The organism is Cohnella sp. GCM10012308, assembly GCF_042649185.1.
Lineage (GTDB): Bacteria > Bacillota > Bacilli > Paenibacillales > Paenibacillaceae > Cohnella.
This window is the reverse complement of sequence record NZ_JBHRYU010000007.1, coordinates 41,503-55,786: the sequence shown is the minus strand read 5'-3', so window position 1 is coordinate 55,786 and position 14,284 is coordinate 41,503. Positions and strand designations below refer to the sequence as shown.

15 protein-coding genes and 2 riboswitches are annotated in these 14,284 nt (G+C 63.1%); of the genes, 3 read left to right on the top strand and 12 right to left on the bottom strand.

The genetic code is table 11. From position 1 onward, the window contains the following. Nucleotides 1-127 precede the first annotated feature (127 nt). The 5 genes from ACFOTD_RS10820 to rpiB all read right to left on the bottom strand — a co-directional run bounded on the left by ACFOTD_RS10820 (nucleotide 128) and on the right by rpiB (nucleotide 5,183). Nucleotides 128-796: a PspA/IM30 family protein gene (locus ACFOTD_RS10820; protein WP_378118512.1), complete on the bottom strand. Its 669-nt coding sequence runs from the start codon at nucleotides 794-796 to the stop codon at nucleotides 128-130. 172 nt (nucleotides 797-968) lie between these two features. Then, entirely contained in the window at nucleotides 969-2,042 is a 1,074-nt protein-coding gene (locus tag ACFOTD_RS10815) for a KamA family radical SAM protein (RefSeq protein ID WP_378118813.1), read from the bottom strand. Between the two features lie 163 nt (nucleotides 2,043-2,205). Beyond that, nucleotides 2,206-2,351: riboswitch (cyclic di-AMP (ydaO/yuaA leader) on the bottom strand. A 107-nt stretch (nucleotides 2,352-2,458) separates the two neighbouring features. Continuing rightward, on the bottom strand, nucleotides 2,459-3,709 hold the full coding sequence (locus ACFOTD_RS10810; protein WP_378118510.1) for a serine hydroxymethyltransferase: 1,251 nt from the start codon (nucleotides 3,707-3,709) through the stop codon (nucleotides 2,459-2,461). A 398-nt stretch (nucleotides 3,710-4,107) separates the two neighbouring features. Continuing rightward, a complete protein-coding gene (locus ACFOTD_RS10805; RefSeq protein ID WP_378118509.1) occupies nucleotides 4,108-4,701 on the bottom strand; it encodes a TIGR01440 family protein in 594 nt (197 codons plus the stop codon). 23 nt (nucleotides 4,702-4,724) lie between these two features. Then, entirely contained in the window at nucleotides 4,725-5,183 is a 459-nt protein-coding gene (gene rpiB, locus ACFOTD_RS10800; RefSeq protein ID WP_378118507.1) for a ribose 5-phosphate isomerase B, read from the bottom strand. An 89-nt stretch (nucleotides 5,184-5,272) separates the two neighbouring features. Then, nucleotides 5,273-5,354: riboswitch (ZMP/ZTP riboswitch) on the bottom strand. A gap of 102 nt (nucleotides 5,355-5,456) precedes the next feature. Between rpiB and ACFOTD_RS10795 the strand changes: the two genes are divergently transcribed. Both ACFOTD_RS10795 and ACFOTD_RS10790 read left to right on the top strand, forming a co-directional pair. Further along, complete coding sequence (locus ACFOTD_RS10795) at nucleotides 5,457-6,071, top strand: SLOG family protein (protein WP_378118505.1); 615 nt, start codon at nucleotides 5,457-5,459, stop codon at nucleotides 6,069-6,071. A 69-nt stretch (nucleotides 6,072-6,140) separates the two neighbouring features. After that, on the top strand, nucleotides 6,141-6,344 hold the full coding sequence (locus ACFOTD_RS10790; RefSeq protein WP_378118503.1) for a hypothetical protein: 204 nt from the start codon (nucleotides 6,141-6,143) through the stop codon (nucleotides 6,342-6,344). A gap of 89 nt (nucleotides 6,345-6,433) precedes the next feature. On the opposite strand, the gene ACFOTD_RS10785 is transcribed toward ACFOTD_RS10790, so the two are convergent. From ACFOTD_RS10785 to ACFOTD_RS10760, 6 genes are all read right to left on the bottom strand, one after another. Next, entirely contained in the window at nucleotides 6,434-7,015 is a 582-nt protein-coding gene (locus ACFOTD_RS10785; protein WP_378118501.1) for a low molecular weight protein arginine phosphatase, read from the bottom strand. Between the two features lie 56 nt (nucleotides 7,016-7,071). Further along, nucleotides 7,072-7,629, bottom strand: a complete 558-nt coding sequence (locus ACFOTD_RS10780; RefSeq protein WP_378118499.1) for a manganese efflux pump MntP — start codon at nucleotides 7,627-7,629, stop codon at nucleotides 7,072-7,074. Nucleotides 7,630-7,863: 234 nt separating this feature from the next. Further along, nucleotides 7,864-9,006 (bottom strand): L-threonylcarbamoyladenylate synthase, encoded by a 1,143-nt coding sequence (locus ACFOTD_RS10775; protein ID WP_378118497.1) that lies wholly within the window; start codon nucleotides 9,004-9,006, stop codon nucleotides 7,864-7,866. Between the two features lie 67 nt (nucleotides 9,007-9,073). Then, entirely contained in the window at nucleotides 9,074-9,802 is a 729-nt protein-coding gene (locus ACFOTD_RS10770; RefSeq protein ID WP_378118495.1) for a stage II sporulation protein R, read from the bottom strand. A 114-nt stretch (nucleotides 9,803-9,916) separates the two neighbouring features. Further along, the gene (prmC, locus tag ACFOTD_RS10765; protein WP_378118493.1) at nucleotides 9,917-10,861 is read right to left on the bottom strand and encodes a peptide chain release factor N(5)-glutamine methyltransferase; all 945 of its coding nucleotides are present in this window, start codon (nucleotides 10,859-10,861) and stop codon (nucleotides 9,917-9,919) included. Nucleotides 10,862-11,261: 400 nt separating this feature from the next. Beyond that, complete coding sequence (locus tag ACFOTD_RS10760; protein ID WP_378118491.1) at nucleotides 11,262-12,650, bottom strand: MFS transporter; 1,389 nt, start codon at nucleotides 12,648-12,650, stop codon at nucleotides 11,262-11,264. Between the two features lie 153 nt (nucleotides 12,651-12,803). On the opposite strand from ACFOTD_RS10760, the gene ACFOTD_RS10755 reads away from it, so the two are divergent. Beyond that, entirely contained in the window at nucleotides 12,804-13,673 is an 870-nt protein-coding gene (locus tag ACFOTD_RS10755; protein ID WP_378118489.1) for a helix-turn-helix transcriptional regulator, read from the top strand. A 78-nt stretch (nucleotides 13,674-13,751) separates the two neighbouring features. Here ACFOTD_RS10755 and ACFOTD_RS10750 read toward each other — a convergent pair whose 3' ends face one another. Beyond that, nucleotides 13,752-14,216, bottom strand: coding sequence for a hypothetical protein (locus tag ACFOTD_RS10750; protein ID WP_378118487.1), 465 nt, complete (start codon nucleotides 14,214-14,216; stop codon nucleotides 13,752-13,754). Nucleotides 14,217-14,284 lie beyond the last annotated feature (68 nt).

Below are 14,284 nucleotides of genomic sequence, written 5' to 3'. Positions count from 1 at the left end.
GCATGAGCCTGCGGGAATGGGCCGCCCGAAGCGCCCCTTTTCGGACGCGCCATGAAATGCTTTCCTTATTTTAGCTTAGATGGGCGTTTGAAAAAAGGACCCCGCGGGGGAGTCCTCTTGGATCGCCTTAGCTCTCGTACTTTTTCATCAGGGCCGCCAGTTCGTCCTCGACGGCTTTGTCCTTGCCGAGCGTCGCGAACTCGTCGTCCAGCGACCTGCCTTTGGACTGGCTGAGCTCCTCGGTCGCCTCGGCGTGCGCTTCCATCTGCCGGACCTTCTCTTCCATCCGGCTAAGACCGGACATCGCGGTATCGGTGCCGAAGCCGGCCATCGCCTTGTTGATGCCGGCTTGCGCCTTGGCCGCGTTGGCACGGGCGACCAGCGTCTCGCGCCGGTTCTTGAGGTCGGTGAATTGCTTGCGCATCTCGTCGAGCTTCAGACGCAGATTGTCGGCGGCCTGCTTGTTCTGATCGTAGCTGGCTTTGTACTCGGCAACCTTCGTCTCTGCCGCTTTCTTCTCCTCGAGCGCGCGCCGCGCGAGGTCGATATTCTTCGCCTGCGCGGCGATGTTCGCCTGCTCTTCGCGCTTGGCGACGAGCGCCGACTGCTCCTCGTACAGCTGCTTGAATCGCTTTTCGATCGCGATCTGGGCGGCGACCGCCTTTTCCGCGTCCTCGAGATCCTCTGCCATGTCGCGCAGGTATTGATCGGTCATCTTGACCGGGTCTTCCGCCTTCTCAATTAAGGCATATACGTTAGACAGCGTGAGATCGCGCAATCGTTTGAAAATAGACATTTACACGAATCCTCCTCTTGTCCGCTTGTTCGCGGCTATGTATTGTAGTACGCGGATGCAGGCCGACCGTTTCAACATTTCCCCGTAGACGCCCAACTATCCGTCAAAATAAATATACATCCGGCCTGCCTCGAAAGGCAAAGCCGGATGTATGTCGAATAAGCGCGACAGATCAGTCTCCGATCTGATACGGCCGCTTGACGTAAGAAGTGCGGAGACCGTAATCCTCGGAGTCCGTATAGTCGATCGTCAGCGACCCGATCCTCGATTCGCTGCCCGGCAGCTCGGTCAGCCACATCGCGTCGTCGGGGCAGTCCGCCGTGATGAACTTGCCCGCGTCGTCGTCGGGCGAAGCGTGAAACTTCAGATAGGCCTTGCCGCCCTCGACGGCCAGCACTTCGACGAAGCCCGAGTCGTGGTTGACCGCAAGACGCGCCCGCCGCCCGAGTCCCGCCGTCGTCAGCTTGGCTTCTTCGACCAGACGGTACGCTCTGGATAGCGGTACCGAGAATTCCCCGTTCGCCTCGCTCGGACGGTCGACGAAAAAGTAATACGGCGTCACGCCGGCCAGCTCGAGGCGCTCCAGCAGCTCGCCCAGCAGCTCCGGCGCGTCGTTGATCCCGCCAAGGATCGGCGTCCGGTTCACGATGACGGCCCCGGCGTCGCGGAGCGAGCGGAACGCGCGAATCGCTTGGTCCGTCATCTCCCGCGGATGATGAATGTGCGCCATCAGATAAAGCGGCTTGGAAGGCGTTGAAAATTCGCGGATTAGGCGCAGCAAACCCAGGTCGTCCGAAATGCGCATCGGTTCCATGATCGGCATGCGCGTGCTGAGCCTGATAATTCCGACGTGCGGGATGGCCCGCAGGCTCTGGAGTAGATTCCGCAGCTTGAGCGTGGGAAGGCCGAAGCAGTCGCCGCCCGCCAGTATCACCTGGCGGATCTCAGGATGGGCCGCCACGTATGCGAGCGCCGGCGACACGCCCTCTTCAGCCTCCGTCTCAGGAAGCATCAGGAAAGCGGACGTCCGGAACTTATGGCGGTAACCTTGGGCCAGATATTCGGCTTCGTCGTCGGAGGCGCCCCAGATCCCTTGGCCGCCGGACGCCGGCAAAGATGGAGACAGCAGCTTGCGGAGCGGATCGTTAGCGTCGCCCCAGTCGATGAGGCTATGATAATACGTATTCGTGTTCATGCAGAAAGGAGCGGCAGCGTCTTGGTCCATGTTTCTGGCGAATTCCGGCATGGCCAACGTGAATTCCTCCTTCTCCCGGTCTAAAGTCGACACGCCTCGAAGGACAGAAAAGACCCTTCTGCAACAGGCGCGCGCAATACGCTTAGCCAGACAGAGGGGTCTTGTAGAGACGCCAAAAGACCCGGCGAGGGTCATTCAAGCTTCAATAAATTAGATGTGACCCATCCACTGCCTACGAGGTTAGCTGACGGACTCGGGTAAGATGGTACCCTATGAAGCCTGCAATGGCTTCAATTCGCCCCATAAAGACTTGGTTCCCCCGTTTCCCGGCCGATACCGGGAATTAAGCGTACACTTAGTTTATACCGAATGTCCCGAATCGTCAAACAAATGGCGCCCGATTCGGCCTCGAAAGGTCAAAATTGGGCGCCTGTACCTGTTTTTAGGATACGCCGGCGAGCCTGGTCTTAGTATTCAAGACCTTGATACAGCGGATATTGCGAGGAGAGCTCTCGCACCAGCTTGCGCGCTTCTTCAAGCTTGGTCTCGTCCTTGGCGTTCTTCAGCGTGATGGCGATGGCCTGGCCGACCTTCTTCATCGCCGCGGCGTCCATGCCGCGCGAAGTAACGGCCGGCGTGCCGATACGGATGCCGCTCGTGATGAACGGGCTCGTCGGATCGAACGGAATCGCGTTCTTGTTGACGGTGATGCCCACGGAGTCGAGCAGGTGCTCGGCATCCTTGCCCGTGATGTTCAGGCTGCGGGTGTCTACGAGCATCAAGTGGTTGTCCGTGCCGCCGGAGACGAGGTTGATGCCCTCTGCGGTCAGCGTCTCGGCAAGCGCCTTGGCGTTGGTCACGACGTTAGCCGCGTAGTCCTTGAAGGACGGCTGCAATGCTTCGCCGAGCGCAACGGCTTTGGCCGCGATCGTGTGCATGAGCGGGCCGCCCTGCGTGCCGGGGAATACCGCCTTGTCGATCGCCGCGGCCCAAGGCTTGGTGCACAGGATCAAGCCGCCGCGCGGTCCGCGCAGCGTCTTGTGCGTCGTCGTCGTAACGAAGTGCGCGTGCGGCACCGGGCTCGGGTGCTGGCCGCCAGCCACGAGACCGGCGATATGCGCCATGTCGACCATGAACAGCGCGCCCACGTCGCGAGCGATCTGGCCGAGCACTTCGAAGTCGATGATGCGCGGATACGCGCTTGCGCCGGCGACGATCATGCGCGGACGGTGCTTGAACGCGGCTTTGCGGACTTCGTCGTAGTTGATCGTGAACGTCTGCTCGTCGACGCCGTAAGCGACGAAGTTATACAGCAGGCCGGAAGCGTTGACCGGGCTGCCGTGCGTCAGGTGTCCGCCGTGCGCGAGGTTCATGCCGAGCACGGTGTCGCCCGGTTGCAGCGTCGCCAGGTAGACGGCGAGGTTCGCCTGCGCGCCGGAGTGCGGCTGCACGTTGGCATGGTCGGCGCCGAACAGTTCCTTGGCGCGGTTGCGGGCGATCTCTTCGGGAATGTCGACGTACTCGCAGCCGCCGTAGAACCGCTTGCCCGGGTAGCCTTCTGCATATTTGTTGGTCAGAACGGTGCCCATCGCTTCAAGGACGGCTTCGCTAACGATGTTTTCGGATGCGATCAGCTCGAGGTTGTCGCGTTGGCGGCCGAGCTCGAGGTTAAGGGCTTTGACGATCTCGGGATCTTGCTTGCGCAGATTGGCGGTCATGGGTGGTCCTCCTCAAGGTTATGGAAAGTTGATTTAAAAGCGACGACGAGAATAACTGCAATTTTGCAGTTCATTTCATTTATGTTCGCCGACGACGAGGGGATAGCTGCCTAAACGCAGGTATTTCTCAGCCTTCGGTTGTTTTGTTTACGGCTGAAGCGATTTAACTGTACATTTGCAGCTATCCGGCTTATCTGGCCGTCATCCCGCTACATAAGCTGCATATTTGCAGTTATTTCCGATCGGGCGGGACGAATCGGCGTCTTGCGCGCCTGATAGCTGCTTAGCTCAGGGTTAATAGAGGTTAATTGGGATTAATCGAGCGATTCCCGTCTTCCGCATGTCCGACGGCCGAGCGGTCCGGCTGCCGAGGCTGTCGCCGGCCGAGCGGCGGCTGCTCAGTCGCACGTGCCGGAAGGCGGCGCCTCCCGGCTTGTCTTTGCGTATACCGCGCGCTCGCCGCCGATCAGCTTGGGCCGCGCGTATGCCATCGTCACCCGCGCTTCCCCGATCCAGCGGCCGGATGGCCTTACCGGCACGGCAACCGGGCGCAGGTGCATGCCGATCAGCGTTTCCCCGATATCCAGGCCCGCATCGACGGCTACCGCCTCGACGAGGCATGGATCCGCCAACTGACTGAAAGCGTAAGCGGCCATGGAGCCGCCGGCCTTGGGCACGGGCACGGCCGATACGATCGTCCAGCCCCGGGCCAGGGCCAAGCTTCGCTCGGTCACGAGCGCGCGGTTCAGGTGCTCGCAGCATTGCCATACCGTCTCGAACCCCTGCCGCTCGCGGACGCGCCGCACCCCTTCGTAGATCTCCCGGGCGACGGCCGGCGCTCCGGACGTGCCGATGCGGCGTCCTTGCACCTCGCTCGTGCTGACGCCCAGCACGACGATCTGTCCGGCGCCCAGCGCAGCCGCTTCGGCCAGTTCAGCCAACGCTTGCTCGACTTGCCCCGAGACGGGCAAAGCTTGGTTACGGTCAGTCATTCGCTATGCGCCTCCGCTTCCGTTCAAGGGTGGAGTGCCTGCTGCTCTTCAAGGGCCTTGACCTTGTTCAGGCGTCCGACATGGCGAGGCCCTTCGGAGAAGGGCGTGTCCAGCCAGACGCGCACGATCTCCTCGGCTACGCCCGGTCCGACGACGCGCTCGCCCATCGCCAGTACATTGGTGTCGTTGTGCTCGCGCGTGGCCTTGGCCGAGAACAAATCGTGCACGAGCGCGCAGCGGATACCCGGCGTCTTGTTCGCCGCGATCGACATGCCGATCCCGGTGCCGCAGATCAGAATGCCTCTGTCCGCTTCCCCGCTGACGACCTTGCCGCATACGGGCACGGCATAATCCGGATAATCCACCGAATCCCCGCAATGGCATCCGAGATCGATAATCTGGTGACCCTGCGCTTCCAGGAACGGGACGATGACGTCCTTGAGACGATAGCCCGCGTGGTCGGCGCCGATGGCGATGATCATGACTGTACCTACCTCCCTTGATTGTCAGTTGTATTATACCGAATTTGCCGAAAAAAGACGAAAAAGAGCACGCATGCTTAAAGCACGCTGCTCTCTGCCCAGGCGACCGGCCGACATTCCGGTGCTCCACTGTGGTTAATCCCACTTGTGTCGCCAGTTACACCGGAACTGCAACTTGTAGCTACATCATAGCGAAGGAAAATGCCGAAGTCAATCGAAAATAGACTATAATCAACGTTATCAATGCTTATGACGGTTCAGTAAGGAGCTCGCATGAACAATCTGTTGATTACCGGATACCGGGCGCACGAGCTCGGCATTTTCGGACAAAAACACAAGGGCATTCCTTTTATACGCAAGGCAATCGAATCCAAGCTAATCCCGTTAGTCGAAGAGGGTCTCGAATGGGTCATCACGCCCGGCCAATACGGCGTCGATCTGTGGGCTTGCGAATCGGTCATCGCGCTGAAAAAGGAGTATCCGCAGCTGCGGCTGTCGATCCTGACGGCCTTCGAGGGCCAGGAGGAAAAGTGGAGCGAGGACAAGCAGGAATATTACCGCGGCATCCTGAAGGATGTAGACTTTTACGGTGCCGTGAGCAAGCAGCCTTACAATGGACCGTGGCAGTTCGCCGCGCGCGACGATTTGCTCCTCCGCAAAACGGAAGGCATCATTCTCGTTTACGATGAGGAAGCCGGGGATGCCAGCCCGAAGTTTATGAAGGAAAAGGCGCTGCGCAAAAACCGCGAGGACGGTTACCTCTATCTATCCGTCAGCTCGGAGGACATTCAGAGTGCCGCGAACGAGGAGCAGTACGAAATGGCGGACGGGATGGCCGAGGCGGAGAATTACGAGGACAGGGGTCCGGAATGGAACGAAGAGATTTGATGGAAGCCGGGCGTTGCGTCAATATCGCGCGAGCTGCAGGCTCGCAACCCGGAGGAGGCCGAACGCGTAATGGAATTGATGCCTGCATGGAAGCGCTGGGGTTATGAAGAAGGTCTCGTGGAAGGTCTGGAAAAGGGAAAAGAAAAAGGCATAGAAGCCGGCCGCGCCGAGAGCGTGCGCAAGCTGCTGGCCAAAGGCTTTACGCCCGGACAGATCGCCGACCTGCTCGATCTGCCGCAGGAAGAGGTCGCCAAGCTGCGGGATTCGCATTAAAATAGCGCCGCCCGCTCCACAGCCGGAGCAAGCGGCGCTTTGCCGTTCGACAAGGATGTGCAAGCATGCCGCCCTATCCCATCCATCCTTTATTCCGCAGCTTGCCCAGCGCCAAAGGCCCGCTCGATCGCCTCGCGAATCTCCCGCGCGCAAGCCTCGTATACCGCAAGCGGCCCGCCGTACGGATCCGCGATGTCAAGATCGGGCGCGCGCCGCGACAGCTCGGTCAGGCGCCGCCTGTCCTGTTCGGGAAACGGCTTGCCGAGCGCCAGCGCCATCTGAAATTCAGCATGGAGACGGTCCATCTCCTGCAAATCCGGCAGCAGCGCCTCGCTCTGGCGCGCGTATTCCTTCAAAGTATAGGTCTTGGAAGCCGCGTGCGGATACCGTTCCGCGATCGCGCGCTTGTGAGAAGCGGTCATCGTCAGGATGAGCTCCGCCCACTCCACGTCTCCCCGGTCGAGCCTCGTCGAAGAACCGGGCAGCGCGACATGGCTGCGCCTTAGCGTCTCCGCCGCGTTCGCGGAGATCGGCATGCCCGACTGGGCAGCCACCCCTGCGGATCGCACTTCCAGCTCGGTTCCCGTCCGTCTCGCCCAGTCGCGCAGCAGGGCTTCGGCCATCGGACTCCGGCATGTATTCCCGGTGCACACCATCAATATACGCCGCATGATCCTGGCCTCCTCGTTCGGACGGACCGTCACCCCGTCACTTTATAGTGAACTAGTTATATCAGAAACAGCAGGCCGAATGCAAACAAAATCACCCCGCCGAACGCTTCTCCGTAGCCGCCCAGCGACTGGCTTACCCGCGTCCCGAGCAGCAGCCCCAGCACGCTCATGGCGCCGCCCACGAATCCGAACATGAGCACCGTGAACATCATATGCGCCGAGAACATCCCCAGAGAGACGCCGACCGAAAAGGCATCGATGCTCACGCTGAGCGCGAAAACGAGCATTCCCCAAAACGTCCGATGGTTAAACGACGAGACCGAATCTCCGCGGATCGCGCTGTACACCATATGCCCGCCGAGAAGGATCAAAAGCGCGCCCGCCGCCGACGTAGCGACGCCGCCAAGCAGTTCGCTCACATAGTGGCCGGTCAGCATGCCGCCAAGCGGCATCAGTACGTGAAACAAAGCGATCAAGGCGCTCAGCTTGAGCACGTCCAATTTCCGGATTCCCTTCAGCCCGATCCCGATGCCGAGCGAGAAGGCATCCATCCCGAGCGCGACCGCCATAATGCCGATCGTAATCAAATGCCCTGCCGCCGCAGACCATTCCATGCTTTAGCCCCCTTGTCCAGCTAGCCCGATATAGGGAGCATATGCGGACAAGACGGCGAACATGACCCGACGAAGGCAGATGAAACGGTTTGCGCCAGAAGGAGAGCGGAGGCGTGTCGAAACCGAGAGCCCGGTACGAGCATACGCGGGGAGCGGAGCTGCGAGCGGGAGCCGGCAGGCGCGCGTCTAGCGGCGAGCCTGGAAGCCTTTATGGCGCCCGATAGGCAGCGCCTGTCAGACCGGCAGCGCGCGGCCGCCGGCCGCCTTGCGCATGCGGTTCATGAGCGCGGCCCCGATGCCTTCCTCCGGGAAGGCTTCGGCCGCGATAAACCGCAGGCCGCGCGCGTCGCACTCGCGCAGCGCCGCGTACAGCGCCTGCGCGGCCGCCGCCGGCGCCGCGCGCGGGCCCAGCGCGATGACGGCGTCCGCGCTATAAGACCCGGCGTGCTCGTCGCAGCACAGCACGCCGGCAGGCTCGCCCCGCCGCCGCGCCGCGTCGACGGCGGCCTGCACCGCGGCGCGCACGGCCTCCGGCGCGCCGGAGGCGATCGCCATTACGCCCTGCGGGGCGTAATGGGCGTACTTCACGCCGGGCGAGCGCGGCGCGCCCGCCGCATCAACCGCCGCCGCATCGGCTCCGGCGGCTTCAATCGCGCTCGCGGCGCCCGTGGAACCGGCGGCTGCGTCGCCATCGCTCCCGCCCGCCGCAACCTCCGCGCCCGAGACCACGATGCGCGCCGCGCCGCCCGCGGCCTCGCGCAGCTGCTCGGCCGTCACGCCGCCCGGCCGCAGGATATGCACGTCGCCGCCGAGCGCGCGGACGACGGTCGACTCCACGCCGACGCCGGTCGGGCCGCCGTCGAGCACGCCGTCGATGCGCCCGTCGAGATCGTCGCGCACATGGCTCGCGAGGGTCGGGCTCGGCCGTCCCGAGCGGTTCGCGCTGGGCGCCGCGACCGGGCAGCCGGCGGCCGCGATCAGCCGCCGGGCGGTCTCGTGCGCCGGCACGCGCACGGCGACCGTGTCGAGCCCCGCGGTGACGCGGGCCGCTACGGCCCCGGGACGCACGGGCAGTACCAGCGTGAGCGGCCCTGGCCAGAAGGCGGCCATGAGCGTCCGCTCCAGCGGCGACACCTCCGCGGCCAGCGCGTCCGCGTCCGCCGCGTCCGCGAGATGCACGATCAGCGGGTTGTCGGAAGGCCTCCCCTTGGCCGCAAAGATCCGCTCCGCGGCCGCTTCGCTGCGCGCGTCCGCCCCGAGCCCGTACACCGTCTCGGTCGGAAACGCCACGACGCCGCCTGCGGCAAGCGCCGCGGCGGCTTCGTTCAAGCCGGCATCCCCGTCCGCCGGCGTCCAATATTTCGTCTTCGTATGCATGTCCGTCCCTCGCGTTCCTTCAAGTTAGGACGATTATATCACAGCGTTCGGGAGAACAACGATCCGCTCAAGAGAACAACGATGCGATAAAGCTGAACAGCTTCTCGAGCAGCACGATCAGGAAGAACTCGGCCTTCGGCTTCTCCGCAGGCACCGCCGCGGCGATGACGCCGTCCTCTTGCGCTGCGTTCGCGGACGCTTTTTTGATCTTTGCAGCGTTGCTTTGATCGTCCTTTTGCGCAGCTGCCGTCTGCTTGGCAGACTGCTTCTCGCCGGATGCCGCCTGATCGTCCGCCTTGGCCGATGCGGCCAGGCACAGCGGCGGGAACAGCACGCACCACCAGTTGGCGCCGCCGCCCTTGCCGAGCGTAATTCGGAGCGCCTCGTACTGCCCCGCCGGATACGTTTTTCCCTCGAACGTTTTCGCCGGAAAGTCCACGACCGCAAGCTCCGTTTTTTCGCCGTAACCGGCCTTGGAGCCCTTCAGCGACTTGTCGGCCGCCGCTTCGACATCCGACAGCCGCGAACGGATGAGCGCACGCGCTTCTTCGATCGTCCCCGGCATTTCGCCCCAAGATTCAATTAACGCGGAGACGTCGCCCTGCACTTTGCGCTTGATCGCCTGATCGCGATCGCTGTCCGAATTGGCGATGATCCGGATGCGGATCGCCTGGTTCGGTATCGTATCGTCGCCTTCGGCATCCGCCGAGGCGCGGTTCACTGCCAATGTGGAAAAGCCCGACAGACCGATAAGAAGAAGAAAAAGAAAAGGACCATAATGACGAAGACCACGCATCGTTCTCGCTCCTTGTGCGCACCCGTCGGTGCGGCCGATGCGTTCCGGAACGGCTTAGTCCTCATTATGTCCTTCTCTCGAATCTGTAAACCTAGCAATCTATATTTTGTTATTTTAGAAACGAAGCGCGAGCACGTGGCGGTCGATGCCGGCGTAATCACGTACGATGCGGATCTCGTCCCACTCGGCCGTATCGCGGAGTAGCGACGACGCCTGCCCTGCCTGGTGGATGCCGACCTCCCAGGCGACCATCGCCGGCAATTCCGCCAGCCCGCTCAGTTGCTCCGCCATCCGGCGGTAAGGAGCCAGCCCGTCCGGCCCGCCGTCCAGCGCAAGATGCGGCTCGTGCTCCCGCACTTCCGCCTGCAGGCCCGGCAGGTCCGACGAAGGGATGTATGGCGGATTGGATACGAGGATATCGATCCGCTCGCCCGCATGCGCGCCGCCTGCCAGAAACGGCGCCAGCAGATCGCCTTGCACGAAGCGAACGTTCGCGCCGAGCGCGGCCGCGTTGCCCGCCGCCACTTCGAGCGCTTCCGGCGACAGATCGCTGGCCGTCACCTGCCAGCCGGGTTGCTCCAGCTTCAGCGTGACCGCCAGCGCGCCGCTGCCCGTGCCGACGTCCAGCACGCACAGCTCCGTCTCCGGCGCGACGCTTGGCGCTGTCTCCGCCTGCCCTTCGCCTCGCTTCGCCTTGCGCGCCGCCGCGATCTTGGCCGCGCCCTCGAGCACCGCTTCGGCCAGCAGCTCCGTCTCGGGCCTCGGGATCAGCACCGCCGGCGTCACGGCAAATCGCCGCCCGTAAAAATATTGCTCGCCGGTCACGTATTGCGCCGGCTCTCCCGCCGCCCGCCGTGCCAGCATCGTTTCCCAAGCCTCCCGCTTCGCCTCCGGAAACGGCTCCCGCAAATCCCGCAGCAGCTCGCCCTTCCCGATCCCGAGTGTGTGCAGGATCAGCAGCTCGGCACCCGCCTCGGCCTCCGCATCCTCGATGCCGGCCTCCGCCAACCGCCGGGCACCGGCCTTCCACGCTTCGCCGTAAGTTCGTCCTCTATCCATGCCGTCCTCCCTTTGCCGAAAATACCGCGCATTCCGGACTTCGATATACCGCCATGGTACCACATGCCGCTCTATTGGACGAGAACGGCGTCAGTTTGTGCTTATTATGCTTATCCGCAAGAAATTACACGGTTTTTCCGTGCAACTCCGCTACCCGGCGGCGGTTTCTGCGTCAGTTACACGGTTTTTCCGTGCAACTCCGCTTCCCGGCGGCGCTTCCGCGGCAGTTACACGGTTTTTCCGTGCATCTCCGCTTCCCGGCGGCGTTTCCCCGGCAGTTACACGGTTTTTCCGTGCATCTCCGCTTTCCGGTGGACGGGGCAGACAACTTGCCCGCAGCAGCGGCACTGATTGCCGTTATTCGCCCCCCTAACGCCCAAGCGTCGCCCCGCAAGCACGCCTATCGCCGACGCTCCCGCCCGATCCCCGACCAAGCCAGGACCGCACCCGCCGCCAGGACGAGCCCAAGCGCGACAAAGCCTTGTCGGACGCCCGCTTCCGTCGACTCGGCATGCCGCAGGAAGGCGCCCATAAGCACGACGCCGAGCGTGGCACCGAGCTGGCGCGAAGCGTTCAGGGCGCCGGAAGCCGCCCCCGTCCACTCGGGCGGCGAAGCGGCCATCACGGCGGCCATCAGGGACGGTATGGCTAAAGAGGTGCCCATGCCGACCAGCACCAGCCCGGCCAAATAATAGACGTAACCGAGCTCCCTCGCCGCCGACGCCATGATCAATATGCCGGCCGCGCATAAGGCGAAGCCGAAGGTCATGGGCAGTCTCGAGCCGACGCGGCCGACGATTCGCCCCGTCAATATCGGATTGAATGCCAGCGGGATCGTCATCGGCAGCAGCGCCAGGCCCGCCGCGTGCGCCTGATAACCCCGCACCTGCTGGAAATAGAGCGGCAGCACGAACAGCACGCCGGACAAACCGATATTGACGAGCAGACCCGACAGCATGCCTGCCGATACCGTCGGCACCGCGAGCAGGCGAAGCGGCAGGAGCGGCGCCTTGCCCTTGAACTCCGCGATCGCAAAGCCCGCGGACGCGAGCAGAAACAAGCCGAACGCCCCCAGCACGACCGGCGAAGTCCACCCGCGCGTCTGCCCTTCGGTCAGCGCGTAGGCAAGCGAAGCGATCGCCGCGATGCAGGTCGCTTGTCCGGCCGGGTCGAGGCCTCGCCGCCCGCCGCCCGCATCGGCGCCCGCAAGGCGGCCGACCGCGATCAAACTAACGGCGGCGAGCGGCACGTTGATCAGGAAGATGCTTCTCCAGCCCAAGCCGTCAGCGAGCAAGCCTCCGGCGACGGGACCGACCGCCATCGCGGCCCCTGTCGTCGCCGCCCAGATGCCGAGCGCTCTCGCTCTCGCGACCGGCTCCGGGTATGACTTGGCCAGCAGTGCGAGCGAAGCAGGCAGCAAGGCCGCCCCGCCGGCGCCCAGTACGGCACGAGACCCGATAAGCGTACCGAGCGAAGGCGAAGCCGCGCACAACGCCGATGCGGCGAGAAAAATGCCCAGCCCCGCTGCATAGACGCGCTTTGCGCCGAGCCGATCGGCCAGCGCGCCCATGGACATCAGCAAGCCTGCGAAAACAATCGTGTACGCATTGACCACCCACTGCAAGCCAGACAAGCCTCCGCCCAGATCGGCGCGGATCGCCGGCAGCGCGACGCCGAGCGCGGTAGTATCCATCAGCACCATAAAATAGCCAAGCGACAGACCGAGCAGCAGCGCGGCGCGGCCTTGCTTGGTCTCGCGCCAAACCTCCGTTCGTGCGACGGTTTCCATTGTTCGTCCCCTCCCGTTTGTCCGGTGGCTTCAGTCGCCATCCGCATCCCGGTCAGTTTATAATGATGCTGACGAAGGCGTAAGCGGAGGGTTTATCCGGGGAGCGGCGCTCCCCGGATCATGCGCCTCGCGGAAAAGGAAGTGAAGCATGCCATGGAAACTGCCAACGGCCAGCGGCAGCGAGAACTCGCGCTGTTTTTAAAGACTCGGCGAGCCAGACTTACTCCGGAGCAAGTGGGGTTGCCCGGCGGCGGCAGACGGCGCACGCCCGGACTGCGACGCGAGGAAGTGGCGCTGCTGGCCGGCGTCAGCGCGGATTGGTACACCTGGCTGGAGCAGGCGCGCGATATTCAGGCGTCCGCACAGGTGCTGGATAGCATCGCCGCAGCCCTGCGGCTCGACGCGACCGAGCGGAGACACCTATACCTGCTCGCGCTGCGACAGCTGCCGGCCGATCCGCAGCCGGAAGACGGCGCCGTGCCGCGGACGTTGTGGCGTTTTCTCGAGCTGCAGGAGCCCAGTCCGGCTATCGCGACCGATCAACGGATGGACGTCGTCGCCTGGAACCGGCCTGCCTGCCTGATCTACGGTGACTACGAGGCTATGCCGCAGCGGGAACGCAATACCGTCTGGCGGACATTTACCTCGCCATACGTACGCGAGCTTCTTCGCGAAGGCTGGGAGCCGCATGCTCGTCATCGGTTGGCCCAGTTTCGGGCGGGCTACGCCAGATTTGCCGGCGATCCGTGGTGGCTCGCGATGATCGAAGAGCTGACCCGCGCGAGCCCCGAATTCGGAGAGTGGTGGCCGACTCACGACGTGCTCAATGGGCCGGAGGGCACCAAGCGCAATTATCACCCTTCAGCCGGACTGCTTGTTTTCGAGCAAGCCGCCTTCACCGTGTCGAATGCACCTCACTTGACGGTTATCGTCAATATGCCCTCGCCCGAAGGCGACACGGCGTCCAGGCTTGAACGCCTGTCAAACGAATCGCGTCTCCAAAAAGCCGAACTCGCCGATTAAGCAAAAACGCCACAAAAAGGGCTCCTGCGCGGTTAAACGCAAGAGCCCTTTAGGTTCTTCTCCAGCTACTTCGGCAAGCTACAGCTCCGCCCAAGTCAACGTGAGCTCCACGGTGCCGTCTTCGGCCGCCAGCGGACCCCCGATCATCGACCACGCTTCTTTATCGCTTTTACCATTCCCCTGTATGATCAGGTTTTTGTCGTCGATCGTCTGAACGGCATTCTCGCCCAGCTCGCCATTGAAGTATTCCTTGTACAAGGCCGAGATTTCTTCCATGCTCTTCTTGGTTGAAAAGATGAGCAACACCGAGCGTTTGCCGTCCGACGTTTCCTGATGGGACGTGCGAATAACGGCATCGTCGGGCAGCGGGAACTCCCCGGGCAAGTACGACGGACGTTGGGTAGAATCCGACTGGTCCGTCGCCTCGGCCGCGGCGCCGCCAGCCGGCGAATTGACCGCAGCCTCTTCCTTGTCCGCGCACGCGACGAGCAGCGCTCCTCCCAGAAGCAGCACGGCCGCCCCGCGGGCTACACGAATGAACATGCTATCCACTCCTAGCACCTATACTGAATTGACCTTCCCTCCCGACCTCTCCTCAAGAGCGATCCGAG